Source organism: Kitasatospora sp. NPDC032757 (assembly GCF_055579305.1).
In genome coordinates this window covers 47,625-73,584 of record NZ_JBVINN010000022.1, presented here as the reverse complement: position 1 = coordinate 73,584, position 25,960 = coordinate 47,625, and the positions used below count along the sequence as shown (strand labels likewise).

The window sequence follows — 25,960 nt, the reverse complement described above, 5'->3', positions numbered from 1 at the left end:
GGCTCAGCTCACGATGACGGGGGAATTGATGGGTTGGCACCCACTATAGGGCTGCACCTAGACTTCTGCCATGACCTCCGAGAGCGCCGCGAGCACCGAGACCGCCCGGACCGCCCGGACCGCCCGGACCGCCCGGATCGCCGGGACCGCCGGGACCGGGACCGCCGGGCCCACCGACGGGGCCGCGCGGTCCACTGCCGGGACCACCGAGCGGTCCACCCCGCCCACGCTGGTGGACCTCACCACCTACCTGCTCTCCCGGACCGGCAAGACCGCCCGCGGCCGGCTCGCCGAGCGGCTGTCGCAGCGCGGCCTGCGACTCTGGGACATGGCGGTGCTCGCCGCACTGGCCGACTTCGGGCCGCACGCCCAGCGCGACCTGGTCCGCCGGCTCGGCGTGGACGCCAGCGACATGGCCAAGGTTGCCGACCAGCTGGCCGGCGCCGGCTACGTCGAGCGGATCCGCGACACGGCGGACCGCCGGCGGGTCTCGGTCAGCATCACCGAGGCCGGGCGGACCGCCCTGGCCGAACTGGACGCCGAGGCACGCGCCGTGCAGGACGAGATCCTGGCGCCGCTCGAACCGGCGGAGCGTCACGTCCTGCACGACCTGCTGCGTCGCGTCCACGAGGGGCTGCCCGGTACGCCCTGACGGCCGGGCCGGGCCGGGTCCGCAGGGCCGGTGCCTCCGGCGAGCCGGTCGGCTTGGTCGGCCTGGCCGGGTCAGGCCTGCCCGCCGAGTGGGAGTGGGCGGCGGGCGCCCGCGAACTCGCCCGACCAGTGCGGGTCTTCGAACACGCCCGGGAGACGGGCGACGAGGGTGCCGGTGTGCTCGGCGTGGATCATCGCGCCGCCGCCCACGTAGACGCCGACGTGGTGCAGCGGGGCGTCCGGGCGGGAGAAGAAGAGCAGGTCGCCGGGGAGCAGGTCGGTGCGCGCCACCGGGGCGGAGCGGTTGTACTGGGCGGCGGTGTAGTGGGCGAGGTCCACCGCGCCGCCGCTGGCCCGGTACCAGCAGTACAGCGAGAGCCCGCTGCAGTCGAAGCCGACGGTGCTCTCGCCGAGGCACTGGCCGTTCAGGTAGCCGTTCTCCTCGTCGCAGAAGCCGATGCCCGCGCCCAGCCGGTCGCCGCCGCCCCAGGCGTAGGGCACCCCGAGCTGTGCGGCGGCCACCGCGGCGGCCAGCCGGCCCCAGTCCGCGGGCTCGGTGGGGTCGTTGGGCGGCGCGGTATGGCGGGACCGGCTGGTCGGGTCGGTCGGGTCGGTCGGGTTGGTCTGGCCGGGCGTGGCCGTGGCGGGAGCGGCGGCGGCCAGGGCCGGGGCGACGCCCGCGCCCAGCGCCAGCCCCAGCATCCGGCGGCGGCCGACACTTCGGCCCGAGGGTGGGAACACCATGGCAAACCCCCTGGTAGTGGTGGAGTACCAGGATCCCGGCCCGGCGGCGGGGCCCGCCATCACCCGCAACGGTGAACCGGGCGGCCGCCCGTCCAGGAGGTGTACGGCTGGCGCCGGTAAATGGTTTGACGGTCGGTCATCAGCGATCGACGATGAGGCGGAATCCCCCGTTCTACCATCGGAGCGCGTCATGGGCAGTGCCGTCCGGCTGATCCGCAACCACCGGCTGACGCAGGCCGTCGACTACGCCTACGGTGCGGCCGTCGACGCCCCGGTGCGCTCGCTCTGGCTGGCGGGCTCCTGCCCGCTCGACGCCGAGGGGCGGACGGTGGCAGTCGGCGACTACGAGGGCCAGGCCCATCAGGTCATGCGGAATCTGATATCCGTCCTGGAGGGCGAGGGCGCCGCGCTCACCGACCTGGTCCGGACGACGGTGTACGTGGTCTCCTCCAGTCAGAGCGACCTGGTAAAGGTCTGGGAGGTCTACCGCTCGTACCTGGGGAGCCATGACGTCCCGAGCACGTTGCTGGGCGTCTCGGTGCTCGGGTACGACGACCAGCTGGTCGAGGTCGAGGCGGTCGCCGTGCTCTCCTGATCCCTGAGGACGGGCCCGCCCCCGGGGGCGAGCCCGGTCAGCCGGCGGCGTGGAGGTCGTCCTTCATGGCGAGGTCCTTGGGTCCGAGCCACCGCGCGACCAGATCGGGGTCGGTCCGGGCGCGGAAGACGCGCGCGGGCGGGGCGTCCGGTGGAGGAAGACGCTCGCCGGATCGTGCACGGGGCCACGGCCGGGCCGCAGTCGTCCGGTGGCAGGGTGCGGGGCGCGCACCGCGTGGGCTTTCGTGCGGTGTGCGCCCATCGTCGCCCGGTGCGGGCCTGGTCACTCCTGCTTGACGGCGGAGAGGTCGAACTCCAGCACCACCTTGTCGCCGACCAGGACGCCGCCGCCCTCCAGCGCGGCGTTCCAGGTGATCCCGTAGTCCTTGCGGCTGATGGCGACCGAGCCCTCGAGGCCGACCCGGAGGCTGCCCTGCGGGTCCCGGGCGTTGCCCGTGTACTCGAAGTCGATGGTGACCGCGCGGGTGGTCTCCTTGATGGTGAGATCGCCGGTCACCCGGTACTCGGTGTCGCTCAGCCGCTCGACCGCCGTCGAGGTGAAGGTGAGCTTCGGGTGGTTGGGTGCGTCGAGGAAGTCATTGGTGCGCAGGTGGCCGTCCCGTTGCTCGTTGCCGGTGTCGATGCTCGCGGCTTCGATGGAGACCTGGGCGGTGGAGCGGGACGGGTCGGTGCCGTCCAGGTGGGCGGTGCCGTTGAAGGTGTGGAAGGAACCGCGCACCTTCGTCACCATGGCGTGCCGCGCCACGAAGCCGATCCGGGTGTGCGCGGGGTCCAGGACGTAGTCGCCGGTGAGCTCGGCCAGGGGGGTCGTCATGGTTGCGGGGTCTCCTGACGGGTGCGGTGCTGGGGTCCGGCGCCCGTGGCGCGGGTGGGGCCGCCGGGTGCCGTGACGGGCGTCGGTGCGTCTGCGGTGCCGGTGCCCGTCGGCGGAGCTGCCGGTGGTCTGTGCCGCGCGCGGGGCGCCCCGGGTCACGCTAGGCGCCGACGGCCGGTGCCGCACCCGCTGGTTCGCCCGATCGGTCGCCGAGGTGGCGGTGGTCGGTCTTCCGCACCCGGTGCTCGGGAGGAGCGTGGGCGCGGCCGTCGTCCCGGCCGTCCTCCGCTCGTTCCTCGCCGGCCGGCTGGCGGCCCACGAGATCCCCACCCGCATCACCGTCCTGGAGGCACTGCCGCGCAACGAGGGCGGCAAGCCGCTGAAGGGCGCCGTGCGCGAGCTGCTCGCCGCTCCGGCCTGAGCCGCCCGCCGCGCGGCCGGACGCCGCCGGCGTCCCGACCTCCGCCGTCGTCCGCCCGCCCCCGCCTGCCGGGGCGGTCCGCTCGCGTCCCCCACTCCGTGGCACTCCCGACCCCTGAAGCGAGTCGTCGATGCCTGACCGCACCCACCGCACTCTGGAACCGAAGGCGACCGCGGCCGTGGCCGTGGCCGATCGCGCCGACCGCGCCGCATCCGTCGTACCCGCCGTGCCCGCGTCTCCCGCGCAGCAGGGTGTCTGGCTCACCGAGCGCCTCTGCGCCGCCCGCACCGGCTTCCACATGCCGCTGGGCCGTCCGCGTCCGGGTGCGCCACGTCCTGAGGTGGCGCACCCGCGAGGAGCTCGAAGCGGCGGGCCTTGTCCTGTGCGGTGACCCGCTCCAGCGCGGCGGGCAGCGGCACGCCGTCCTGGGCCGTGACCAGCTGGACGGGCAGCGTGCCCGCCCCGCGCAGCACCTGCTCCAGGGCGCCGTCGGGGCCCGAGCGGTAGAGGGTGCGGAGCGACTCGTGCCGCTCCAGCAGCGCCCGCACCGCCGTGCCGAACGCCGCCGGTTCGACCGGGTGGCGCAGCTCCAAAGGCAGCGCGATGTTGAAGTAGTGGTCGTCGGGCGCGTACCAGGTGATCGGCGCCCAGATCGTCCGCTGTCCCCAGGTCGCCGCGGTGATGCCGTGCGCGAGTCCGTCGAAGCGGACCTCCAGTCGCCCGTCCGCCGGCCGTCCACCGTCATCCATCGGGATGTCCCCCCGTCCGCGTCCACTCGAAGTGGTTCAGACCAATATGTGGCGCCGGATCCTAGGCCACCGCCCCGCGTGCGGCCACCGTCCCGCTGGAAGCGTGAATCAATACCGCACAGTTGGTTTTCTGGAGAGGTCGTCATGACGGGCCGGGGCCGAAACAGCGGACGCGGTCCGGGATATCGCCGCAGTTAAGATACGGGCTGTCTGGTTTTGTTCAATCGCTGTGGCGGGTGGGTGGTCGTGTGGTGCGGCAGGAGCGGGCGGTGCGGACGCGTCGGCTGATTCTGGAGGCAGCGGCTTCGGTCTTCGACGAGTTCGGCTACGAGGCGGCGACCATCGGCGAGGTGGTGGCCCGGGCCGGCGTGACCAGGGGAGCGGTCTACTTCCACTTCGCGTCCAAGCGGGAGCTGGCGCAGGGCGTGGTGGAGGAGCAGTTCGTCCAGGATGTCATTCCCGAACGGGCTTGCAAGCTCCAGGAGTTCGTGGATACCGGGATGGTGGTCGCGTACCTGATGCCGCGCGATCCGCTGCTGAGCGCGGGTGCGCGGCTGTCGTTGGGGCAGGACAACCACGGCGACCTGGGCGGGGGAGCGATCCCGGGGTGGATCGATCGGCTGGAACAGGCGCTGATCGCCGCGCGGGAGCGGGGCGAGCTGCTACCGCAGGTGGTCCCGGCCGACACCGCCTGGCTGGTGACGGCGGCCTGGACGGGGGTGCAGATCCAGTCGCAGAAACTCTCCGGCCGGGCGGACCTGGAGCGGCGGGTCGCCGGGCTGTTCCAGCACGTGATGCCGACCGTGGCGGTGCCGGGTGTGCTGGCCGCGTTGGAGATGGATGCCGGTCGGGGTGCACGCGTGGCCGCCGAGGTGTCCGCCGCGCGCGCCGCCGTCGGCGCGCGCGAGGGGTCGGGCGCCGAGGGGTCGGGCGCTGAGTGGGAAGGCGTCGGAGCCGAGCGCTGAGGGGTGGGCGTTGGGGGGCGGGTATCGGGGGCAGGGTGTCCGGGGGCAGCCGGCGAGCCGCAGGACCATGCAGCGCATCCGGTTTTCCACTGGCAAACCGCTCGTCCCGTTTTCTGGGGGAGGGGCGGCTGCTGCCCTCCCCGGTGCCCGGGGCGCGGGCTCCTGCCGCGACCGGCCCCGTCCACCGTCCGACCGGTGCCGATCCCGGGCCCGTCCGGGCCGCGCGGTCCGTCCACCCCCCGGCCGGTGTCCGGGGCTCGCACTCCAGCTCGATTGTCAGTGGCCGGCGCGATGATGGTCGGTATGAAGGACGCAGCCACCATGGCCTCTCCCGCTGCCCTGGCGTCTCCGGACGCCTACGCCGACGCCGTCGCCACCGCCGTGCGCGCCGCCGCCGCGTACTACGCCGACGGCTCCACCCCGCTCGGCGACGACGAGTACGACGCCCTGGTGCGCGCCATCGAGGCGTACGAGGCCGAGCACCCGCAGGAGGTACTGCCGGCGTCGCCGACCGGCAAGGTCGCGGGCGGCGCGGCGGCCGGCGACGTCCCGCACTCGGTGCCGATGCTCTCGCTCGACAACGTCTTCTCCGCCGAGGAGCTGGAGTCCTGGGCGGCCGGGCTGGAGCGGCGGCTGGGCCGGCCGGTCGCGGCCTGGTGCGTGGAGCCCAAGCTGGACGGCCTCGCGGTCGCCGCCCGTTACCGGGCCGGCCGACTGGCCCAGGTGCTGACCCGAGGCGACGGGCTCGCCGGGGAGGACATCACCCACGCCGCCGACTCCGTCCTCGGCCTGCCCGCCCGGCTCGCCGAACCGATCGACCTCGAGCTGCGCGGCGAGGTGCTGCTCACCCAGGAGCAGTTCGAGCACGCCAACGCCGTCCGCACCGAGCACGGCGCCACCCCGTTCGCCCACCCCCGCAGCGGGGCCGCCGGTACCCTGCGCGCCAAGGACCGGCCCTACCGGGTCGAGCTCACCTTCTTCGCGTACGGGGCGGTCGGCCTGCCCGGGCTCGACCACGGCGAGCTGCTGGCCCACCTCGCCGGGCTGGGCGCCAACACCGCGGCGAGCACCGCCGCCGGCCCGCGCCGCTGCACCACACTGGACGAGGTGCGCCAGCGGATCGACGAGATCGCCGCCCTGCGCGCCGCACTGCCGTTCGGCATCGACGGCGTGGTGGTGAAGGCCGACGCGGTCGCCGATCAGGAGGAGGCCGGTTCCGGCTCCCGTGCCCCGCGCTGGGCGGTCGCCCGCAAGCTCCAGGCGCAGCACAAGGTCACCCGGCTGCTCGGTGTCGAGTGGAACGTCGGCCGGACGGGCATCATCGCGCCGCGGGCCGTCCTGGAGCCGGTGGTGATCGACGGTGTCACCGTCACCTACGCCACCCTGCACAACCCGGCCGACATCGAGCGCCGCGGCCTGATGATCGGCGACCAGGTGTTCGTCTACCGCGCGGGCGACGTCATCCCGCGGGTCGAGGCGCCGCTGGTGGACGAGCGGACCGGCGCCGAGCAGCCGATCGCCTTCCCGGCGGCCTGCCCGCGCTGCGGCGACGCCATCGACACCTCCGAGCAGCGGTGGCGCTGCGTGCGCGGCCGCGGCTGCCAGGCCGTCGCCTCGATCATCTACGCCGCCGGGCGGGACCAGCTGGACATCGAGGGGCTCGGCGGCACCCGTGCCGTCCAGCTGGTGGAGGCCGGTCTGGTCGCCGACCTCGCGGACCTGTTCACCCTCACCCGTGAGCAGCTGCTCACCCTGGAGCGGATGGGCGACACCAGCGCCGACAACCTGATCGCCGCCATCGAGACAGCCCGCTCCCAGCCGCTGAACCGGGTCTTCTGCGCCCTCGGGATCCGAGGCACCGGACGGACGATGTCCCGCCGACTCGCGGCGCACTTCGGCAGTATGACGGCCATCCGGGCCGCCGACGCCGAGGCGCTGGCCGGAGTGGACGGCATCGGGGTGGAGAAGGCGGCCGTCATCGTCGCCGAACTGGCCGACGTGGCAGGCCTCTTGGACCGGCTGGCGGCCCAGGGCGTCGGCACCGCCGTCACCGCGCCCGCCGCCGCCGTCATCGCCGTCGGCACTGCCGACGGGTCCGGCGCGGAGGAGGAGACCGGGGCGTCGGCACCGCTGGCCGGCCAGAGCGTCGTCGTCACCGGCACGATGACCGGGCCACTGGCCGAGTTGTCCCGCAACGCGGTGAACGAGCTGATCGAGCGGGCGGGTGGCAAGGCCTCCTCCTCGGTGTCCAAGCGGACCACGCTGCTGGTCGCGGGTGAGAAGGCCGGATCCAAGCGGGCCAAGGCCGAGGAGCTCGGGATCCGGATCGTCACCCCGGAGGAGTTCGCCGAGCTGGTCGCCGACTACCTGGCCTGAGGGCTCCGCCGACGGCTTCGCCCCACAACGGCGTCGGCCCGACGGCCCGGCCGGGCCGGACGACGGGGCGCCGGCCGCGCCACCGCGGCGGCGATGACGGCCGTCCCCACCGGTATGGCCGCCTTTCCCGGACCGTCGCGGAATCCGCCACGATCGTGATGCCGGGGCAGCCGGGGCAGCCGGGGCAGCCGACTCGGCTGCCCCGACCCGAGGCGATTGCGACGGGAGCCGCCCGGCGCTGCGCGGAACAGGGGCGCGGGGTGGTCTCAGCGCGGGTCGGCCTCGGGTGCCAGCCCGAGGAGGGGTGTGAGCGCCCGTCGAAGGTCGGCGGGCTCGCGGTAGAGCAGCCCGGTCATGCCGAGGCGGCGGGCGGCCTCGACGTTCTCCGGCCGGTCGTCGATGAAGAGACAGCGACCGGGGGTCGTCCGGGCCCGGTCCGCGGCGATCCGGTAGATCTGCGGGTCGGGCTTGGCCGCGCCCACGCGGGCGCTGTTGACCACCCCGTCGGCGAGGTCGGCGAGCCCGAGCGCGGCGAGGTCCTCGTCGAGCCACAGCGTGGCGTTGGTGACGAGCAGGACGGTGCAGCGCTCCCGGACCCGGCGGAGCAGGTCGACCACGGCGGAGTCCACTCGGACCGTCGGCCGTGTGAAGGCGGCGGCCAGTTCGGTGGCCGCACCCGCCGGCACGCCGTCTGCGGCAAGCCGCTCGGCGACGGCCTGCGCCCACTGCTCGCGGGTGAACGAACCGCTGACCAACGGCTCCACGACCCCGGGGCCGAAGGCGGCACGCGCGGTGTCGCCCTCGGACAACCCCGCCGAGTGTTCGAGGCGGGCGGTCTCGCGGTGGTCGAAGAAGCGGATCACGCCGTCGATGTCGCACAGAACGGCGTCGAAGGGAGGCTTGCCGGAATCGATGGAGGTCGTCATCACCCCTGGATACCACCCCGGCCGGGCCCGCCGCCGGGAAGTGAGGCTGCCCGGGGGTGCGGTAGGGTTGCCGCGCCGAATGTGACTGCGGACTCGGGGAGGTGAGACCCATTACCGGTGTGTCGGAGCGGGTGCTCCCCGGGAACGGCCGTGACGGCGTGGTGCCGCACCTCTGACGGTGCCGTGCCGGTTCGGTGACAGTCCCTCGGGGAGCCCTGGCGGATGGTTTCTTCTGCCTGGTCTTTGAGGGGTTTCTCCTTTGTCTGTTTTTTCCTCTTCGCTGTTGCGTTCGTCCGTGGCCGCCCGCCTGCGAGCGGCCGGGTGCGTGTTCGCCGAGGACGAGGCGCGCATTATGCTCGACGCCGCGGCGACGCCGGCGGAGCTGGCGGTGATGGTCCGCTCCCGCGCGCAGGGGCGCCCGCTGGAGCACGTGGTCGGCTGGGCGGAGTTCGCCGGTCTGCGAGTGGCGGTGGACCCGGGTGTCTTCGTGCCCCGGCGCCGCAGCGAGTTCCTGGTCCGGACGGCCGCCGGGCTGACGCCCGAGGGCGCGCTCGTGGTCGACCTCTGCTGCGGCAGCGGGGCCCTGGCCGCCGCGCTCGCGGCCGGGGTCGGCACGCCGGTCGAGGTGTACGCGGCGGACGTCGACGAGGCCGCCGTCGGGTGTGCCCGCCGGAACCTGGCCGGCGTCGGCGGTCGGGTGTTCCAGGGCGACCTGTTCGAGCCGCTGCCCACCTCCCTGCACGGCCGGGTGGACGTGCTGCTGGCGAACGTCCCCTACGTACCCACCGCCGACATCGAGCTGCTGCCCGCGGAGGCCCGCGTGCACGAGGCGCGCCCGGCACTGGACGGCGGCGCGGACGGCCTGGACGTGCTGCGCCGGGTGGCCGGGGAGGCGCCGCAGTGGCTGGCACTCGGCGGGTCGCTGCTCTTCGAGACCAGCGAACGCCAGGCCCCCGAGGCGCTCGCCGTCGCCGGTTCGGCAGGGCTGGACGCGGCGCTCTCCTGGTGCGAGGACCTCGACGCGACCGTGGTGACCGCCACCCTCCGCTGAAGCCGCCGAGGCCGCCGTGGCCGCTGGAGCCGCCGACGTTGCCGAAGCTGAGCAGGCCGCTGAAACCGGCCGGAGTCGCTGAGGTCGTCGAGGCTGTACCGGTGACCGGACCCGCCCGCCCGGCCGCCCCGCCCTGCGGCCCGTCGAGGCCCGGGCGGGGCGGCGGGCCCAACCGGGCCGCTACCTGCGGAATTCGCTTGTCCCGAAGGTCCCGGGGGTGGTGAGGTGCACGCATGAATACGGATCATGACAAGCTGCTCGCCCTCCTCGACGCCCGGATGCGTCGCGGCGCCCAGCCCGAGACCCCCGCTGCCCGGATCGAGCGGACCCCGGACGTGGTGCGCCAGACCGGGCCCGACAGCGTCTGGAACGGCATCGTCTGGTCGGACCTCGACGCCGGGAGGGCCGACGCCGCGATCGCCGAGCAGGTGCGCCACTACACCGGGCTCGGCCAGGACTTCGAGTGGACGCTGTATGCCCACGACCGGCCGGGCGACCTCGCCGACCGGCTGTCGGCCGCCGGCTTCACCCCGGAGGAGAGCGAGACCCTGCTGGTCGCCGACATCGCCGACCTCCTCCGCCGCACCGCGGCCATGGACGCGCCGGCCGGGATCGAGCTGCGCGAGGTCACCGACGAGGCCGGTGTGGCGCAGGTGGTCGCCGTCCACGAGCAGGCCTTCGGCACCGACGGCACCCGGCTGGGCCGACGGATCCTGGCCCAGCTCGCGGAGAGTCCGGACACCTTCCGCGTCCACCTCGCCGTCGCCCACCAGGACGGCCGCGAGATCCCGGTGTGCTCGGCCAGGATGGAGCTGCACCCCGGTACCGGATTCGCCGGCCTCTGGGGCGGCGGGACGCTGGCCGACTGGCGGGGGCGCGGCGTCTACCGGGCGCTGGTCGCCCACCGTGCCCGGATCGCCGCCGACCTCGGCTACGAGTACCTCCGCGTCGACGCCTCCGACCAGAGCCGCCCGATCCTCGAACGCCTGGGCTTCGCCGTCCTGACCACCATGACCCCTTACCAGTACCAGGTCTGACCGGGCGGCCGACCGGGGGCGCGTGCTGTCGGGGAACGGCCGGTCGAAGGTCGCTCAGGGCCTGTTCGACGGCGCTCGGCCGGTGCCACCGCGTGTGGGCGGCTCGCCGGAGCGGCGCTGAGCCGGAGCCAGGTTGAGTCGGAGCGGTGCTGAGTCGGAGCGGCGTTGAGCCGGAGCCGCGTAGACGCGTGCGTATGGAGCTGAGCTCGGCGGCTATGGTCCGCCGGCCCGCGGTGGAATTGACTGGTTGCCATGACGGATGACGCGCAGACCAGGCAGACCATGCAGACGACGGAGACCACGCAGGACGCGCAGCAGCGCCCCGCCGCCCGTCCCGGGGGCCCCGCCGGCCCCCTCGTCCTGGTGACGGGCGGGACGGGGAAGACCGGCCGACGGGTGGCCGAGCGTCTGGCCGCCCGCGGGCGGGACGTGCGCATCGGCTCGCGCACGGCCCCTGTCCCGTTCGACTGGAACGACGAGAGCACCTGGTCGCCGGCCCTGGAGAGGGTCCGGGCCGTGTACCTCTCGTACTATCCGGACCTCGCGTTCCCGGGGGCGGTCGAGGCGGTCGGGGCCTTCTCCCGGCTGGCGGCGAAGACCGGCGTGGAGCGGCTCGTCCTGCTGTCGGGCCGCGGCGAGGAGGCGGCCCGCGCCGCCGAGGAGGCGGTCCGCGGGGCCGGCACGGGCTGGACCGTGGTGCGGTGCGCCTGGTTCAACCAGAACTTCGACGAGAGTTTCTTCCTGGAGCCGGTCCTGGCGGGGGAGTTGGCCCTGCCCACTGGAGCCGCGGTCGAGCCGTTCGTGGACGCGGACGACATCGCGGACGTCGCGGTGGCGGCGCTGACCGAGGACGGCCACGACGGCCGGGTGTACGAGCTGACCGGGCCGCGTCTGCTCTCCTTCGCCGACGTCGCGGCCGAGCTGTCGGCTGCCACCGGGCGGGAGATCCGGTTCACCGCCGTCACCGTGGAGGAGTACCGCGCGGTGCTGGCCGTGGCCGGGCTACCGGGCGAGTTCGCTGACCTGTTCACGCTGATCCTCGACGGCCGCAACGCCCATCTGTCGGACGGTGTCCGGCGGGCGCTGGGTCGCGAGCCCAGGGATTTCGCCGAGTTCGCCCGTGCTGCGGCCGCCACCGGCGTCTGGGACGCCTGACCCACCCCCTGCCCCCGGCCCGGGGACCGTACGAGGTCCCCGGCGCCGGCGCCGCACCGCTGCTCACCGATGCCCGGGGCCGCCGTCCCGGGCCGCCGCCCGGGTCGGCCCCGCCCGCCGTCCCGGGCCGCCGCCCGGGTCGGCCCCGCCCGCCGTCCCGCCCGCCTGCCCCACCGCCGTCCGATCGAAGGAACTCCGATGCGCCACGACCAGACCACCGCCCCCGCCTTCTCCGCCGCCACCCCCGCCGCCCCGTCGGCGGCCGACGGCCGTGCCCGGGCCGCCGGACCGCTGCTCGCGACCGCCACGGTGGCGATGGGCCTGATGGCCGGCCTCTTCTTCGCCTTCGACGTGTCCGTCATGCCGGGCCTGGCGAAGGGCGACGACCGGACGTACGTCACGGCGATGCAGAACATCAACAAGGCGATCGAGAACGGCCTCTTCGGCCTGGTCTTCGTCGGTGCGTTCGCGGTCACCGGAGCCGCCGCCTACCTCCAGTACCGCGCCGGGCGCCGCACCGCCGCGATCTGGGCCGGCGCCGCGACCCTGCTCTACCTTGCGGCGCTGATCGTCACGATGGCCGTCAACATCCCGCTCAACAACGAACTGGCGCAGGCCGGGGACCCGTCGCAGATCGCGGACTTCGCCGCGGTGCGCGCCCGGTTCGAGTCCACTTGGGTGGCCACCAACATGCTGCGCACCGCACTCTGCACGGCGGGTCTGGCCGCGCTGATCCGTGCCCTGCTCCTGCACGCCCGCGCCTCGCGCTGAACCGGCGCCCGGGGGCGGGGTTGGGTCGCGCCCCTGCGCGTCGCCGTGCTCCCTCTGCGCCCCCTCGTGCTGTCGCCCAAGTCCGGTGGGGTGCCGGTGACTTGGCCGGGCGGGGTGGGTTCTAGAATCATGGCGGGCACAGCGACGACCCGGCGAAGGGGCGGCAGCCACCGTGAATCCCGCACTGCGACCGTTCCGAGTGGAGGGCAGGGCGATCCCGCTCGCCAAGTACCTTGCGGAGGAGGAGATAGGCGATCTCGTCGGCTGTTCGTGCATCGGCAACGAGGTGACGATCGACCTGTCCGACACGCACTTCCTGATCAGCCTGGTCGACCTGGGCGGGGCGCTGCGGCTCAACTTCCACATGGCGCACGACGGTCCGGCGCACGCTCGCTCCTGGAGCCGCGGGCTGCCCGCGGAGGCGGGGTCGCGCGAGATCGCCCGGCGGATCGCGCTGGACGTGGCCACCCTCGCCCGCGAACTGGCCCCCCTGCGCGACAAGCCCCCGATGCTCCCGAAGCCCCCGAAGCCCCCGAGGCCCCCGAGGCCCCCGAGGCTCCCGAAGTCACCGGTTCCGGCGGTGCTCCCGAAGGGCCCGAAGCCCCCGACGACGCGCTGAGCGCCGCCGGGGGCTTCGGGCCGTTCTTCCGGGTGTTGCGCCGGCTGCGGTCCGGCTGCGGTCGGGTCGCGGGCCGGTCGCGCTCCGGGGTGTGCGGCCGGATCAACGCCCCTGGAGCGACTTGACGTTGTTGCCGAAGGTCCAGTTCTTGGAGCCGTCCCAGTTCAGCGACCAGGTCATCAGGCCCTTGAGCTTGCCGGAGGCCCCGCTGCCGTACGTGTTCCAGGCCTGGGCCACCTGACCGGTCGTCATGTAGCCGCCACCGGCGCCGGGCTGGGCGGGCAGGCCCGGGACCTGCTTGTCGTACGGGACCTTCACGGTGGTGCCCTGGACGGTCAGGCCCTTGTCGAGGCAGTCGGTCTGGGCGGTGAAGCCCTGGACGGTGCCGGCGGAGTACGAGTCGCCGGCGCAGCCGTACATGCTGCCGTTGTAGTACTGCATGTTCAGCCACCAGAGCCGGCCGTTGTCGGCGTACTTCTTGATGACCGGCAGGTAGGCGCCCCAGATGGAGCCGTAGACGATGCTGGCGCCGGTGACGTAGGCGGTCTCGGGGGCCATGGTGAGGCCGAAGCCGGCCGGCATCCGGGCGAGGATGCCGTCGATGATCCGGATCAGGTTGGCCTGGGAGGGGGAGAGGCTGGTGATGCTGCCGCTGCCGACCAGGCCGGTCTCGATGTCGATGTCGATTCCGTCGAAGTTGTTGGCCTTGAGGATCGGCACGATGGTGGCCACGAAGCGGTCGGCGACCGCGCTGGAGCCGAGGTCGATGCCGGCCGCGGCGCCGCCGATGGACATCAGGACGGTGAGCCCGGCGGCCTTGGCCTGGCACACCTCGGCGGGGGTGGGCACCTTGACGGTGCTGTCCATGCCGTCCTGCCAGAGTGCGGTGCCGTCGGAGAGGATCACCGGGAAGGCCGCGGTGACGACGTTGTACCCGTGCGCGGGAATCCGGCTGTCGGTGATCGGGATCCAGCCGAGCGGCGGGTGGACGCCGTTGGCCGAGCCGTCCCAGTTCTCCCAGTAGCCCTGCAGCACCTTGCCGGTGGGGCGGGACTTCACCGCGCAGGTGCTACCCGCGGCGGTGTTGCCGGCGGCGGCGGGCCCGGCGGCCGCTGCGGGGGTGGTGGTGCCGGGGGTGGTGGCGCCGGGTGAGGTGGTGCCGGGTGCGGTGGGTGCGGCGGTGGCGGCGCTCACCGGCGCCGCGAGTGCGAGGGCCAGGGCGGCGCCCAGCAGCCGTACGGTCCGTCGGGTCATGACGTGTGCTCCCTTTCCGGCCATGGCCCGGTGGGCCCGTGCGGGGGCCGGTGCGGGGAGGGCCATGGCGAGTGACTGTGGGGGTGGTCGGCGGGAAGCCCGACCGCGGATGTCACGGCCCTGACAGGCGTGGGGTGCCCGGGGCGCGTACCGCGATCGCAGGGAAGCGTAGGAGCGCCCCTGACACAACGTCAATAGGTCTGGACCAATTCGGCGAGAACTGGCCCGGGCGGGCTCAGCCCGTCGCGTTGCCGTGCAGCACCAGCGCCCAGCACAGGCACCCGAGCGCCGCCGTGCAGAGCAGCGCCCGGGCCACGTTCCACCGCACCCACCGCGCCTCGAAGCGGCCGCGCACCGCCGCCGGGTCCGCGATCCGCCCCGGCTCCCCGGCGGCGGCCAGCGCGTCGTTCAGCGGAATGTTGATCACCCGCGTCACCACCAGCGAGGCCGCATAGAAGACCAGCGCCGCCACCACCGCCGGCAGAATCCGGTGCCCGTCGGCCGGCAGGTGCAGCGCCACCGCCACCGCCGTGGTCACCAGAGCCCCGACGAAGCCCAGCAGGAACCAGCCGTTGAGAATGGCCACGTTGATGCGCTGCATCACGTCGATGAACGTCCGGTCCTCCGTCCCCCGCAGGCCCGGCATCACCGAGCACGCGTAGGCGTAGAACAGCCCCGCGCTCAGTCCGGTGGTGATCGTGGCGGCCACGAGCGCGATCACACGCGACAGTTCCATCGGGCTCATCCCTCTTTCCGGCCGGCGGCGTTGCGGCCGCGGCGTCGCTGCCGGCGGTCCTGCCGCGCACCCGCGTCGTCACCGACGGCAGTTGCTCTGCCGATCATCCACCGGACGGCCGGGCGCTGCCCGCCCGACTTCTCAAGACTCTCTCAAATGACGCGGCGTCAATCCATGTCCACGCGTCTAGGATTACCCCATGGACACGCTCACCGGCCTGCTCGACGGCCCCAAGGCCCGGGGCGCGTTCCTGCTCCGCTCGATCCTCAGCCCGCCGTGGTCCCTGCGGATCGAGGACGGCGCGCCGCTGGCGGTGGTCACCGCGGTCCGCGGGGACGCCTGGATCCTGCCGGAGGGCGGCGCCCCGGTGCTGCTGCGTCCCGGCGACGTGGCGATCGTGCGCGGACCGGAGCCCTACACCGTCGCCGACACCCCGGAGACCCCGGTGCAGGTGGTGATCGGCCCGGGCCAGGCCTGCTCGCGCGACGGCGCGGACGTCTCCGCCTCGATGGCCCTCGGCGTCCGCACCTGGGGAGAGGTCCGGCCCGGCGACGAGAACCACTCCGTCCTGCTCTCCGGCACCTACCAGGCCGAACACGAGATCGGCCGGCGGCTGTTGGACCACCTGCCCACCCTGCTGATCCGCCCGGCCGGGGAGGACGCCGCCTCCACCGAGGACACCCTGGTCCGCCTTCTGACCACCGAACTGACCCGCGACGAGCCCGGCCAGGAGCTGGTCCTGGACCGCCTCCTCGACCTCCTCGTCGTCGGCGTGCTGCGCAGCTGGCTCGCCGCCCCGGACAGCGGCGCACCTGCCTGGTACCGGGCCCAGCACGACCCGGTCGTCGGCTCCGTCCTGCGGCTGATGCACGACGACCCGGCCCGCCCGTGGACGGTGGCCGCGCTGGCCGCCGAGGTCGGCGTCTCCCGTGCCGGACTGGCCCGCCGCTTCACCTCGCTGGTCGGCGAACCACCCATGGCCTACCTGGCCACCTGGCGGCTGGCCCTGGCCGCCGACCTGCTCCGCGACCCGGGGCACACCGTCGCCTCGGTGGCCCGCCGGGTCGGCTACAGCAACGCCTTCGCCCTCAGCGCCGCCTTCAAACGGGTCCGCGGCCTCACCCCCCAGGAGCACCGCCGCCTCGCCGAGGAGGCGCCGCCCGCCGCACCGGCCCCCACCACGACCACGGTGGTCCTGGCCGGCTGATCCAACGCGGTTGAGCACGCCGCCGCCCGGGCCGATCTGCCCTGACCCGCCGTGGCCCGAGCACGCCGCCGCCCGGGCCGACGTGCCCTGACCCGCCGTGGCCCGACCGGATCGCCGCCTGGGCGGCCTGGGCCGCCGGTCCAGCCGCGGGCCCGAGCGGGTCGCCGCCTGATCCGACGTGCCGCCAGGCCCGTGAACGGGCCCCGGAGGTACGGCGGTTGCGCCGCCGCGAGAGCCGCGCATTAATCGGTGGGCACCACGGATCCGCTCGGCTATGGTGGCGCAGCGGGCGGCTCCGCGACGTGCTTCCTTCTCCACCACACCCTGACAATGTCAGCGCGTCCCCTTTCCGCCCCTCCTCTTCTTCCATCTCCCAGGGGGACCTTTTCGTATGCCCCGAGTCGCCTCGGCCATCGTCGACGTCGACCTCGACTGCTTCCTCCTCCGCCGGCGCGGCTCGGTCTGCGTACCGCCCGGCGACCAGCTCCCCGCCGCGGATCCGTGGAGCGTCCAGGGTCTGGTGGCCCTGGACGCCGACCTCGCCGGGCGCGGCTACCTGCTGACCGCCCGGCTGCGTTCCGCGCTGGCACGGCTCGCGCCCGTCCGGCTCGCCGAGGTGGGTGACGGGCTGCTCGCCCGGATCGACCACCTGCTCGGTGCGGACCGCCGCCACCTCGCCCTGTTCCGCCGGTTCCCCGACGCGGTGCCCGACCACGCGCACCTCGCCTACTCCCGCCAGATCCGGGCGTTCCTGCTCAACCAGCCCCGCCAGCCGTGCGCGCACTGCGGAAAGGCCGCCGAGGAGGCGGGCATCGGCGCCCTCGCCCCCTGCGCCCACCTGCTCTGCGCCGCCTGCCACGAAGGCCTGGCCGCCGACGGGCGCGGCGGCCAGTGCCCGGTCTGCGGCACGCCGCTGGGCGCCGAGCCCTTCCTCGGCGAGGACAACCGGGCGGGCCGCAAGGCCGCCGAGGACTTCGGCGGCGAGCAGGTCCTGCGCCCGCTGCGACTGATCGAGGACGACGGTCTCACCGCGGCCACGGCCGAGTTCGACCGGCTGCTGGCGCGCCGCACCCCGCTCTCCCCGCAGGACCGCGACGACCTCGCAGCCCTGCTCGCCAACGCTCCCGACGACCTGGCCGAGCGGCTCCCCGCGCAGATTCCGCTGCGCGAGTCCAAGGCCACCGTGCTGGCCGCCCTGCTGCGCCGGGACGGGCAACGCGCCCTGCCCGTCCTCGCCGAGCGGATCGACACCGCGACCGACGTCCTGCGGCTGCTCTGGGCCTGGTCGGGCGCCGAGCCCGACCTCCTGCCGGCCACCGCCCGCCGGCTGCGCCTGCGCAACCTGTCCCGGCCGCTGCGCCGCGAACTGCTGGCGATCCTGGACGCGATGGGCCCGGCCGCGCTGGCCGAGGACCTGCGCCGCCACCGGTCGGCCTGGCTGCGGGCCGGCGAGCTGCTGCACCCGTTCGAACACCGCGGCCGCTTCCCCGCGGTCGCGGCGGCCTTCTTCCTGCTGCGCGAGAACGATCTCCAACACCACCCGTTGGGCGCCGAGTTCACCGACCCACCGGCTCCGCTGCGCGCCGTCGAGGCAGCCGGTCGCACCCGGCTGGCGTTCACCGGCTTCCCCGGGCAGGTCGAGGAACGGCTCGCGGCCGGCGACGTGACCGCCGCCGTGCGGGTACTGGCCCGCAGGCCCGGCGAGCTGGTCCGGCGGCTCCACCACGTCCTGCGGGTGCACGCGGCCACCGCGCCCGGCGCCGCCCTCCCCGAGGAGCTGCTGCGCACCGTCGGGCCGGCGCTCGGCCGGGTCGCTCCGGGCCCGCTGCTCGGCGCGTACGGGCGGCTTCGCGGCCCGCGCACCCAGGGCGAGCGGCGGCTGTACTTCCCCCGTGGGACGGTGTCGCTGGCGCACGCCAAGGAGGACCACGGCACCGTGGTGCCGGCCGGACTGAGCGGCCAGGTCTGCGCGTTGATCGAGGCGGAGCTGCTGCGCCGGGCCGCCGGCGACCGGTACGACGTGGCCCTGCTGGACGAGGGCCTCGACGATCTGGTGGCCCCGTTCGCCGAGCGCGCCGCCGCCCGCACCCTGGTGAGCGTGCCGCGCGGGAGCCGCCAGCGACTGCCCCGGGGCGACCGGCTGCGGCTCTTCCTGCACTGGATGCAGCCCGAGCACCTGCGCGTCGACCTCGACCTGTCGCTCGCGCTGTACGACGCCGACTGGCGCTTCACGGGGCTCTGCGACTACACCCAACTGGTGCACGGCGACCGCGCCGCCGTCCACTCCGGGGACTACGTCAGCGCGCCCCCGCCGCACGGCGCCACCGAGTTCGTCGACCTTGACCTCGCGCGGCTCGCGGCGGACGGCTCCCGCTACGCGGTGATGATCGTGTTCAGCTACAACGACGTGGCGTTCGAGCAACTCACCGACGCCTTCGCCGGGTTCCTCCAACTGGGGGAAGGCTCCGGGAGCGGCACCGGCCACTACGACCCCAAGGCCGTCCGACAGCGGCTCGACCTCGCCGGGGACGCCAAGGTCTGCGTCCCGATGATCATCGACCTGGCGGACCGCCGGTACACCTGGACCGACCTCAACACCGGTGCCGACGGCGGCTTCCACAGCGTCCGCCGCTACCACGAGGAGGTCGGCCGCCTCAGCGAGGACGTACTCACCCACTTCTCGCCGGGCAGCCGCGCCACCCTGTGGGACCTCGCCGGCGCGCTGGCCGCCGGGTCGACGGATGAGGTCGTGGTCCGCGACCGGGACGGCGGTGGCGCGGGAGGCGGCGGTGGCGGTGGGGTCCGAGTCTGGCGCCGCCGCTCGGCCGAGCCGGCGGCGGCGTTCGCGGCGCGCCTGCGCACGCTCCGCGACCCGGACGACGCGTATCCCGCCGCGCCCGCGCACCTCACCCGGCTGCTCGCCGGGCGGCGGGCGTTGGTCGCGCTGGTCGACGGCGACATCCCGGCACCGGAGCAGCTCTCGGGCACCGCGTACCGGCTCTACCCCGGGCCGCTCGACGCCGCCCCCGAGTCGCTGGAGCGCCTCACCGCCGGCGACCTGGTCGCCCGCTTCGCCCCGTCGGACGCCGGCCGCAAGGACCAACCAGGCGTGTCTCAGAAGCAGATCGCGCGTGGTGGTCGGTGAGGCGCGGCGTCTCGTCCGTCCAGCCTCGCATGAGCCGGTCGCGCCGGACCTGGTCGGCGACGTCGATCGGGCATACGGCAATCCCGTCCGGCAACGGGGCTGAGGGGGCGGCCAGGACTTCGCCCAGCGGCGAATTCCCGGACAGCAGCAGGTCCATTCCACGGGTCTGAATACTCCAGCGCGCGGCGGCCCCACAGTCCGGTCATGCGATTTCACCAGTGGGGAGGAATCGGAGGGACCGGAACACCGACTTCGTCGAACTCAAGCACCACGATCCCGTCCAGTCGGTCGGCGACGGCGACGGCGAGCCTGGGATTGCCCGCGCACCCTGGATCCGGTCAGCTTGAGCAACACGGGGCCAGGGGCGGCCGCCGGCCGTGGCCCTCTCGATCGGGTTCTCCGGGCAGCCGCCGTCGTCGGATGTGCCGGGTGGCCGGGAAATGAGTCGCGGCAGCGTTGACGGACCCGTACCGTCACCTCTCATGAAGCTGCTCTCCGTCAATGTCGGCAGGCCCCGGCCCAACCCGTGGAAGGGCCTGAACGCGACGGGAATCGACAAGCAGCCCGTCCACGGCCCGGTCCCCGTCACCGCGCCTGGCCCCAAGGGCAGCGGCGAGGTCGGCCTCCTTGGCGACCGGGTGTACGACGTGAAGCACCACGGCGGCGTCGACCAGGCCGTCTACGCCTACGCGCGCGAGGACCTCGACGCCTGGGAGGCCGAGTTGGGCAGGCCGCTTCGGAACGGCGTCTTCGGGGAGAACCTCACGAGCCTGGGCCTGGACGTCAACGGGGCCCTGATCGGTGAGCGTTGGCGGATCGGGCCGGACGTCGTCCTGGAGGTGTCGTGCGCGCGGATCCCGTGTGCCACCTTCCAGGGCTGGCTGGAGCGCGACGGCTGGATCAAGCGCTTCACGCAGGCGGCACGGCCCGGCGCGTACCTTCGCGTGATCGAACCCGGCGATATCCGCGCGGAGGACCCGGTCGAGATCGTGCACCGTCCCGACCACGACGTGACCGTCGCACTCGTCTTCCGTGCGATGACCCTGGAACCGGACCTACTGCCGCGACTGCTGGTCGCCGAGGCCCTGCCCCTGGAGGGGAAGGAACTGGCCCGCAAGCGCTCCACATGGACACGGGCCAGAGGGATCGCCTCCACGGACGAGGGGACGGAACCCAACGTCGGTGTGTGAGGACAGAGCCGGACTCCCTCGCGACCGCACACCGTGCGCTGACTGCCCATGACCACTGGACACCAGTGGACTCCCCGGAACCGCACATCAGTTGGCGTCGAGCAGCGGGGCCTCGCCTGACCGGCCCTGTGCAGCGCCGGCCGTGTCCTGGCTCGTGGGACGGGTCCGCTCCGCCCACGCGGCCACCGGCGGGCCTGCCGCCCCCAGAGCCGCGAAGAACGCGCCGAGCAGCAGCCAGCCCGCGTGTCCGAGTCCGAGGACTACTGCCGTCAGGATCACCGGGGCCAAGGCCTGTCCGGCGCCGAAGCCGATGCCGAAGAGGCCCTGGTACTGCCCCTGGGCGTGGTCGGGGGCGAGACCGAAGCCGAGCGCGTAGCCGCCCGACGACTCCCATACCTCTCCGAGACTGTGCACGCAGACGGCGAGGACGGCGAGCCCTGGCGCGACCCAGGCCGGAACGTCCGCGGTCAGGGCCATCAAGGGGCAACTGACCAGGAAGAGCAGCCCGGCGAGGCGGAACGCCCGGCCGCCCTGGCGCGGCGTTTCCACCCGGGAGCCGATCCTGCTCTGGAGCAGCACGCACACCCCGCTGTTGACCGCGTAGACCGCCGCCACGGTCCAGCGGGGCGCGTCGGTGTGCGCGGAGAGCCAGATCGGCAGCAGCAGGGAGACGGTCTGGTACTGCAGGCCCATGGCGCCGTAGAGCGCGACGAAGGACACGTACGGCCGGTCGGCCAGGACCGCCCAGCCGTGGTGCTCCCGGGGCCGGGACAGGGGTTGGTAGTTCGGGACGCCGACCAGGGCGATCAGGCCGGCGCAGGCGAAGCTGGCGGCGTTGGCGAGGATGAGCGCGGTGTATGCCGCGCGGGTGTCGACCGAGACGGCGAAGGCGGAGCCGAGGGTGCCCAGGACCACGCCGAGGTTGGCTAACGTGCGGAGTCTCGCCCTGAACGCGGCCGGGCGTTCGCCGCCGGCGCGGGCCATGAGCGCACCGCCCGCGGCGCCGCTCGCCGTTGCTGCCAGCCGGTCCAGGGCGGCGATGAGCGTGAACGTGACCCAGCTGTGGATGAAGACGAAAGCGGTCATCGTCGCGGCTTGCATCGCGAGGGTCGTCAGCCAGACCGTGCGCGGCCCGTACCGGTCGGCCAGATTCCCCGCCGGGATCCCGGCCAGCAGCCCGGTCAGCCCGGCGATCGTGAGGCCGAGACCGACCTGTGCGGCGGGAAGGTGCACGACCAGCGTGAAGTAGAGCACCGCAGCGCTGTTGAACAGCCCGTTGCCCACCCGACTGACGAAGCTCGAGATGATGAGAGCCCGCTGTGGACCGTTTGCCGCCGGCACGCTGGAAATTCGCTGTCTGGGGCCCTTCCCGATCATGCAGAGCAGGCTAGCAGCACCCCTTCCGGGACCCTCCAGGTGGCCTGGGGCGTCTCCTGGTTCGCCGGCTCGTCGTGCCTGACGTCTCACACTCGACGCCCGGGCCCGCTTCGGCCGCCGGTGGGCGTCCGTCGCGATTCATTTCGCCGGCGGCGCGGGAAAGCCATTCCGTGCTGCTGATGGGGCGGGAGTTTCCGCTGCGTCCGGCCGCGGGTCGGTTTCCGGACAATCCCCGGCAGGTGGGGGGAACCCGGAAGGATTACGGCGGTCGGCACGTTGGTTTTCCTGGCCGACGGGGCATTGGGAGCCCGTAGGCCAGGCCCGTTACCTCGGTGGTTGATGGCAGAAATGAGATGCCATGGACAATTTCGACGGTGAACTCCCCCAACGAAACCCGGTGTTCTGCTCCCGCATCGGCGCGGTTCTCGACCTCGACCGTGACGACCTCGGACACCCCGCACATCCCGGCCTGTGGCAGCAGCTGCTCGCCGACCGCAGGCCCGTCGAACAGCGCGGCCTGTACTGCCCGGACTGCCTGGAGAACCGGCCGGACCGGCCCGAATGGATGTACGTCTACGAACGCGGCGGGCTCCGGATCGCCGCCCACCACAATCCGGTCCGCCGCCACCACTGCTTCGAGAGCGACGCGCACCAGGCGTACCGGGAGCGGTACGTGCGGGCCGCGGAGGCCGACGGCCACCGGGTCGAGGTCGCGGCGGCCGGCGGACCGGGCAGGCGCCGGCCCGAGGTGCTGGTCACCGGTGCGGGCGGTCGCCGGTACGGGTTCCGGCCCCAACTCTCCTACCTCGCCGCCGGAACGGCCCGCGAACGCGACGCAGCCGCCCGCGCGGCCGGGATCACCGCCGTCTGGCACACGGTCGACGCCGGTGCCCCGCTGATCGACGCCGTCCACTGGACACGCACCGACAACCTCCCCGCCGCCGCGATCCGCGACAGCCGCGACCTCCTCGTCCGCGGCGGCGTCCGCGCCCTCACACTGGAACGGTGCGACCGTACCTCGGCGTCCTGCCCGCCCCGGGGGAGCGGCAACTGCAGGCACCACCACCCCCGTTGGGACCCGAGGGGCCGCCAGTTCGACGACCTCGTCCGGGACATCGCCCGCGGCGCCTACGTCCCGCTCACCCTCAGGACCGGCCGCGGGCTGCACCGCTTCTGGGCCTCCGCCACCGACCGGGACACCTTCCTCGCCAACGGCGGCGTCCTCGCCGACCACGCTGCCGGCCCTGACGACCCTGACGCCGGACGTGCGACGGGCTCCCACCCGCCGCACGCCGCCCCGCGCGGGCGGCGCGGCGTGCAGTGCGTCCTGGACCGGGCCGAGCGCCGGCACCGCCGGTACGACGCCCGCCCGCCACGCGACACGGGCGAGCCCCTCAGGCCGGCGCCGACCGCCGTGCCGCTCACCGCGGTGCCGCCGACCGCCGTGCCCGCGCCGGTGCGCCCCGAGCGGCCGCCCGTGGCCCCGCTGCGCCCGGGCGTCTGCTCGGCGGGCACGACGCGGTGCGGCGCCGAGGCCCGCCTCTACCCCGGCGGGTGGCTCTGCGAGAGGCACCGCCCGGGCGCCGACTTCGGACGACCGGGGGTGGTAGGGGCCGACGCCGGCCCGGCAGGCTGACGCACACCCCGCCGCATCCGAGGTCGCCGGATCCGCGCCCGGCGCGGTCGCCGCGGCGGTGGCGGCGGCGACCACCCGGATCCGGGCCGGCGTTGGCCCGGGGCCGCGAAGCCGGCCCGTCAGACGCGGCTCGGTGCCGGCTCCGCTTCCGCCTCGGGCTCCGGCCCGGAGACGAGCACCGCCGCGCGGCGGGGGAGCAGCAGGGGGGTCGCAAGGAGGAGTACGCCGGCCAGCCCGATGGCCGTGCGGGGGCCGAGCAGGGCGCCCAGTACGCCCCAGAGGGCCGTCAGGAGCGCGGTCGAGGCCTTGGTCGTCACCGCCCAGGCGGACAGCGTGCGGGTGACCCGGTCGGTGGCGGTGCGCTGGAGGCGGTAGGTGGCGTGGACGGGGTTGAAGACCGCGCAGCAGAAGATGAGCCCGAACTCGACGCCCGTCACCAGCAGCAGTCCTGCGGTGCCCGGCCCCAGGAAGGCCAGGCCGACGGGCCAGAGGGCGCGCACCGCGCCGAACACGACCAGGACCTGGTGCTGCCCGAACCGGGTGGCGAGCGGTCGGGCCAGCCGCGAGCCGAGCAGGCCGCCGATCGAGGGCGCGGCGAAGGCGAGGCCGTACTGCCACGGTGCGAATCCGAGTGGGCCGAGCATCAGGACGGCCAGCAGCGGCTCGGTGGCCATCACCAGGCCGTTGAACAGGGCGGTGTTGAGGAGCAGCGCGCGCAGCGTTGCGTCGGCGAGGATGTACCGCCAACCGTCGAGCAGCTCCCCGGGCCGCATGCGGGCGGCCTCCCGGCGCGCGGGCCGCGGCTCGTGCCCGCCCGTCGCGCGGATGCCCAGGGCGGAGAGCAGGTAGCTGACCGCGTCGGCCGCCACGGTCGCCACCGGGCCGAGGAATCCGATGGCGGCGCCGCCGAGCGGCGGTCCGATGATGGTGGTCGTCCAGGCCGTGGACTCGAACCGGGCGTTTGCGACGAGCAGGTCCTCGGCCGGCAGCAGCGTCTTGAGATATGCCCCGGAGGCGGCACGGAAGGTGATGTCGGCCGCCGCGACGACGACCGAGACCAGGAGGAGCTGGAGGAAGGTGAGGACGCCGAGGGCGAACGCGGCGGGGATCGTCAGCAGCGCCGCGAAGCGCACCAGGTCCGTCGCGATCAGCACCGGCCGCTTGCGGCGGAACTCCACCCACGGGCCGAGCGGCACCGCCACGACCGCGCCCACCGCCGCCCCCACGCAGGAGAGCGCGGCGACCTCGGCCGGCCCGGAGTGCAACACCCGGACGGCGATCAGCGGGAGGGCGCCGAAGGCGAGCCACGTGCCGAGCGCGCTGGTCCCGTAGGCTCCCCAGAGCCACCCGAACTGCCGCCCCAGCCGATGTCCGGGAGCACGTCCCGGCCCGTCCCCGCTCCTCATGCCCGACGCCCCTCGCCACTCACTCGCACAACCGATCCGCGATCGGAAGCATCAAAGCGAGCACCGTGCCCTGGGATCAAACAACCATAGGGCCGACGGTCACAACCCATGGTTGTACCCGTAGGGTGTCGGCATGGACCTCGACACCGTCCGGACCTTCGTCGCCGCCGCCGATGCGGGGCAGTTCCAGGAGGCCGCCGCCGAGCTGGCGGTCACCCAGCAGGCCGTCTCCAAGCGCATCGCCGCGCTGGAGCGCAACCTCGGCGTGCGACTGTTCACCCGCACGGCCCGCGGCGCCGAGCTCACCATCGACGGGCAGGCGTTCCTGCCCCACGCGCGCGAGCTGCTGCGCGTCGCCGAGCGCGCGGCCGCGTCCGTACGCACCGGCCACCGGGCGCTGCGCGTCGACGTGATCACCTCGCGCAGCGCGCAGTCGGGCCTGATGCGCGGTTTCCACCGCGCGTACCCCGACATCGAGCTCGACGTGGTGATGCTGTTCGACATCGAGACGGCCGTCGCCGCCATCCGGTCCGGTGCGATCGACGCCTCCTTCCGCGCCGTCGCCGCACCCGGCCGGCCCCTCCCCGAGGACATCGAGTCCGTCCGGGTGCTCGACGAGCCGCTCCAACTCCTCACCGGCCCCGCCCACGCGCTGGCGGGCGCCCGGTCGGTGACCCTCGCCCAGCTCACCGGGCACCGGATCTGGATGCCCGGCATCGTCCCCGGTACCGAGTGGACCGCCTACTACGACGACCTCGTCGCCGAGTTCGGCCTCACCATCGAGGCGACCGGCCCCAACTTCGGCTCCGACGCACTCCTCGACACCATCGCCGACACCCCGGCCCTGGCCACCTTCATGGGCGAGCACACCCGCCTCATCTGGCCCGCCGACCACGGCCTGCGCCGCATCCCGGTGACCGACCCGACGCCCGTCTACCCCCACTCGCTCCTCTGGCACCGCGACAACCCCCACCCGGCGCTGACCACCCTGCGCACCCACCTCACCGCCACCACGGCCGGCCACGACGCCGCCGGGACCTGGACGCCCGGCTGGGTGGTTCCACGCTGAACAACGCCGCGTCCGCGACCATCCGGGTCGGGTCGGGCCGGGTGAC

The 25,960-nt window shown here is 74.1% G+C and carries 23 protein-coding genes; 15 read left to right on the top strand and 8 right to left on the bottom strand.

Annotation, left to right across the window (positions count from 1 at the left end; all coding sequences use genetic code 11):
* Nucleotides 1-70: 70 nt before the first annotated feature.
* Nucleotides 71-652, top strand: coding sequence for a MarR family winged helix-turn-helix transcriptional regulator (locus tag ACZ5WK_RS23450; protein ID WP_465549694.1), 582 nt, complete (start codon nucleotides 71-73; stop codon nucleotides 650-652).
* A 71-nt stretch (nucleotides 653-723) separates the two neighbouring features.
* Here ACZ5WK_RS23450 and ACZ5WK_RS23445 read toward each other — a convergent pair whose 3' ends face one another.
* Nucleotides 724-1,395 carry a C40 family peptidase gene (locus ACZ5WK_RS23445; protein WP_465549692.1) on the bottom strand — a complete coding sequence of 224 codons (672 nt, stop codon included), beginning with the start codon at nucleotides 1,393-1,395 and terminating at the stop codon, nucleotides 724-726.
* 190 nt (nucleotides 1,396-1,585) lie between these two features.
* Here ACZ5WK_RS23445 and ACZ5WK_RS23440 point away from each other — a divergent pair, with 190 nt between their 5' ends.
* The gene (locus tag ACZ5WK_RS23440) at nucleotides 1,586-1,990 is read left to right on the top strand and encodes a RidA family protein (RefSeq protein WP_465549690.1); all 405 of its coding nucleotides are present in this window, start codon (nucleotides 1,586-1,588) and stop codon (nucleotides 1,988-1,990) included.
* Between the two features lie 282 nt (nucleotides 1,991-2,272).
* Here the strand turns inward: ACZ5WK_RS23440 and ACZ5WK_RS23435 are convergent, their stop codons facing one another.
* A complete protein-coding gene (locus ACZ5WK_RS23435) occupies nucleotides 2,273-2,824 on the bottom strand; it encodes a YceI family protein (RefSeq protein ID WP_331741813.1) in 552 nt (183 codons plus the stop codon).
* Nucleotides 2,825-2,948: 124 nt separating this feature from the next.
* Here ACZ5WK_RS23435 and ACZ5WK_RS23430 point away from each other — a divergent pair, with 124 nt between their 5' ends.
* Nucleotides 2,949-3,245, top strand: coding sequence for an AMP-binding enzyme (locus ACZ5WK_RS23430; protein WP_465549688.1), 297 nt, complete (start codon nucleotides 2,949-2,951; stop codon nucleotides 3,243-3,245).
* Nucleotides 3,246-3,505: 260 nt separating this feature from the next.
* On the opposite strand, the gene ACZ5WK_RS23425 is transcribed toward ACZ5WK_RS23430, so the two are convergent.
* Nucleotides 3,506-3,994, bottom strand: coding sequence for a hypothetical protein (locus ACZ5WK_RS23425; RefSeq protein ID WP_465549686.1), 489 nt, complete (start codon nucleotides 3,992-3,994; stop codon nucleotides 3,506-3,508).
* Nucleotides 3,995-4,263: 269 nt separating this feature from the next.
* Between ACZ5WK_RS23425 and ACZ5WK_RS23420 the strand changes: the two genes are divergently transcribed.
* Together ACZ5WK_RS23420 and ligA are read left to right on the top strand one after the other, a co-directional pair.
* A complete protein-coding gene (locus ACZ5WK_RS23420) occupies nucleotides 4,264-4,959 on the top strand; it encodes a ScbR family autoregulator-binding transcription factor (RefSeq protein WP_465549684.1) in 696 nt (231 codons plus the stop codon).
* A gap of 294 nt (nucleotides 4,960-5,253) precedes the next feature.
* Nucleotides 5,254-7,335: an NAD-dependent DNA ligase LigA gene (gene ligA, locus ACZ5WK_RS23415; protein ID WP_465549819.1), complete on the top strand. Its 2,082-nt coding sequence runs from the start codon at nucleotides 5,254-5,256 to the stop codon at nucleotides 7,333-7,335.
* A 266-nt stretch (nucleotides 7,336-7,601) separates the two neighbouring features.
* Here ligA and ACZ5WK_RS23410 read toward each other — a convergent pair whose 3' ends face one another.
* On the bottom strand, nucleotides 7,602-8,261 hold the full coding sequence (locus ACZ5WK_RS23410) for an HAD-IA family hydrolase (RefSeq protein ID WP_465549682.1): 660 nt from the start codon (nucleotides 8,259-8,261) through the stop codon (nucleotides 7,602-7,604).
* A 283-nt stretch (nucleotides 8,262-8,544) separates the two neighbouring features.
* Here ACZ5WK_RS23410 and ACZ5WK_RS23405 point away from each other — a divergent pair, with 283 nt between their 5' ends.
* From ACZ5WK_RS23405 to ACZ5WK_RS23385, 5 genes are all read left to right on the top strand, one after another.
* The gene (locus ACZ5WK_RS23405; RefSeq protein ID WP_465549680.1) at nucleotides 8,545-9,312 is read left to right on the top strand and encodes a putative protein N(5)-glutamine methyltransferase; all 768 of its coding nucleotides are present in this window, start codon (nucleotides 8,545-8,547) and stop codon (nucleotides 9,310-9,312) included.
* Between the two features lie 233 nt (nucleotides 9,313-9,545).
* Nucleotides 9,546-10,349 (top strand): GNAT family N-acetyltransferase, encoded by an 804-nt coding sequence (locus ACZ5WK_RS23400; RefSeq protein WP_465549678.1) that lies wholly within the window; start codon nucleotides 9,546-9,548, stop codon nucleotides 10,347-10,349.
* 252 nt (nucleotides 10,350-10,601) lie between these two features.
* Nucleotides 10,602-11,504, top strand: a complete 903-nt coding sequence (locus ACZ5WK_RS23395) for an NAD(P)H-binding protein (protein ID WP_465549676.1) — start codon at nucleotides 10,602-10,604, stop codon at nucleotides 11,502-11,504.
* A gap of 198 nt (nucleotides 11,505-11,702) precedes the next feature.
* Nucleotides 11,703-12,275, top strand: a complete 573-nt coding sequence (locus ACZ5WK_RS23390) for an anthrone oxygenase family protein (RefSeq protein ID WP_465549674.1) — start codon at nucleotides 11,703-11,705, stop codon at nucleotides 12,273-12,275.
* A 172-nt stretch (nucleotides 12,276-12,447) separates the two neighbouring features.
* On the top strand, nucleotides 12,448-12,894 hold the full coding sequence (locus ACZ5WK_RS23385) for a hypothetical protein (RefSeq protein WP_465549672.1): 447 nt from the start codon (nucleotides 12,448-12,450) through the stop codon (nucleotides 12,892-12,894).
* A gap of 102 nt (nucleotides 12,895-12,996) precedes the next feature.
* Here ACZ5WK_RS23385 and ACZ5WK_RS23380 read toward each other — a convergent pair whose 3' ends face one another.
* Together ACZ5WK_RS23380 and ACZ5WK_RS23375 are read right to left on the bottom strand one after the other, a co-directional pair.
* The gene (locus ACZ5WK_RS23380) at nucleotides 12,997-14,148 is read right to left on the bottom strand and encodes a chitinase (RefSeq protein ID WP_465549670.1); all 1,152 of its coding nucleotides are present in this window, start codon (nucleotides 14,146-14,148) and stop codon (nucleotides 12,997-12,999) included.
* A gap of 235 nt (nucleotides 14,149-14,383) precedes the next feature.
* Entirely contained in the window at nucleotides 14,384-14,884 is a 501-nt protein-coding gene (locus ACZ5WK_RS23375) for an anthrone oxygenase family protein (RefSeq protein WP_465549668.1), read from the bottom strand.
* A gap of 199 nt (nucleotides 14,885-15,083) precedes the next feature.
* Between ACZ5WK_RS23375 and ACZ5WK_RS23370 the strand changes: the two genes are divergently transcribed.
* From ACZ5WK_RS23370 to ACZ5WK_RS23360, 3 genes are all read left to right on the top strand, one after another.
* The gene (locus tag ACZ5WK_RS23370) at nucleotides 15,084-16,091 is read left to right on the top strand and encodes an AraC family transcriptional regulator (RefSeq protein ID WP_465549666.1); all 1,008 of its coding nucleotides are present in this window, start codon (nucleotides 15,084-15,086) and stop codon (nucleotides 16,089-16,091) included.
* A 391-nt stretch (nucleotides 16,092-16,482) separates the two neighbouring features.
* Nucleotides 16,483-19,236, top strand: a complete 2,754-nt coding sequence (locus ACZ5WK_RS23365) for an MXAN_6230/SCO0854 family RING domain-containing protein (RefSeq protein ID WP_465549664.1) — start codon at nucleotides 16,483-16,485, stop codon at nucleotides 19,234-19,236.
* A 482-nt stretch (nucleotides 19,237-19,718) separates the two neighbouring features.
* The gene (locus tag ACZ5WK_RS23360; RefSeq protein ID WP_465549662.1) at nucleotides 19,719-20,426 is read left to right on the top strand and encodes an MOSC domain-containing protein; all 708 of its coding nucleotides are present in this window, start codon (nucleotides 19,719-19,721) and stop codon (nucleotides 20,424-20,426) included.
* Between the two features lie 87 nt (nucleotides 20,427-20,513).
* Here ACZ5WK_RS23360 and ACZ5WK_RS23355 read toward each other — a convergent pair whose 3' ends face one another.
* Nucleotides 20,514-21,710 carry an MFS transporter gene (locus ACZ5WK_RS23355; RefSeq protein WP_465549660.1) on the bottom strand — a complete coding sequence of 399 codons (1,197 nt, stop codon included), beginning with the start codon at nucleotides 21,708-21,710 and terminating at the stop codon, nucleotides 20,514-20,516.
* 451 nt (nucleotides 21,711-22,161) lie between these two features.
* Between ACZ5WK_RS23355 and ACZ5WK_RS23350 the strand changes: the two genes are divergently transcribed.
* A complete protein-coding gene (locus ACZ5WK_RS23350; RefSeq protein WP_465549658.1) occupies nucleotides 22,162-23,439 on the top strand; it encodes a hypothetical protein in 1,278 nt (425 codons plus the stop codon).
* A gap of 119 nt (nucleotides 23,440-23,558) precedes the next feature.
* On the opposite strand, the gene ACZ5WK_RS23345 is transcribed toward ACZ5WK_RS23350, so the two are convergent.
* A complete protein-coding gene (locus tag ACZ5WK_RS23345) occupies nucleotides 23,559-24,845 on the bottom strand; it encodes an MFS transporter (protein WP_465549656.1) in 1,287 nt (428 codons plus the stop codon).
* 133 nt (nucleotides 24,846-24,978) lie between these two features.
* Here ACZ5WK_RS23345 and ACZ5WK_RS23340 point away from each other — a divergent pair, with 133 nt between their 5' ends.
* Nucleotides 24,979-25,914 (top strand): LysR family transcriptional regulator, encoded by a 936-nt coding sequence (locus ACZ5WK_RS23340; RefSeq protein ID WP_465549654.1) that lies wholly within the window; start codon nucleotides 24,979-24,981, stop codon nucleotides 25,912-25,914.
* The last annotated feature ends 46 nt before the right edge of the window (nucleotides 25,915-25,960 follow it).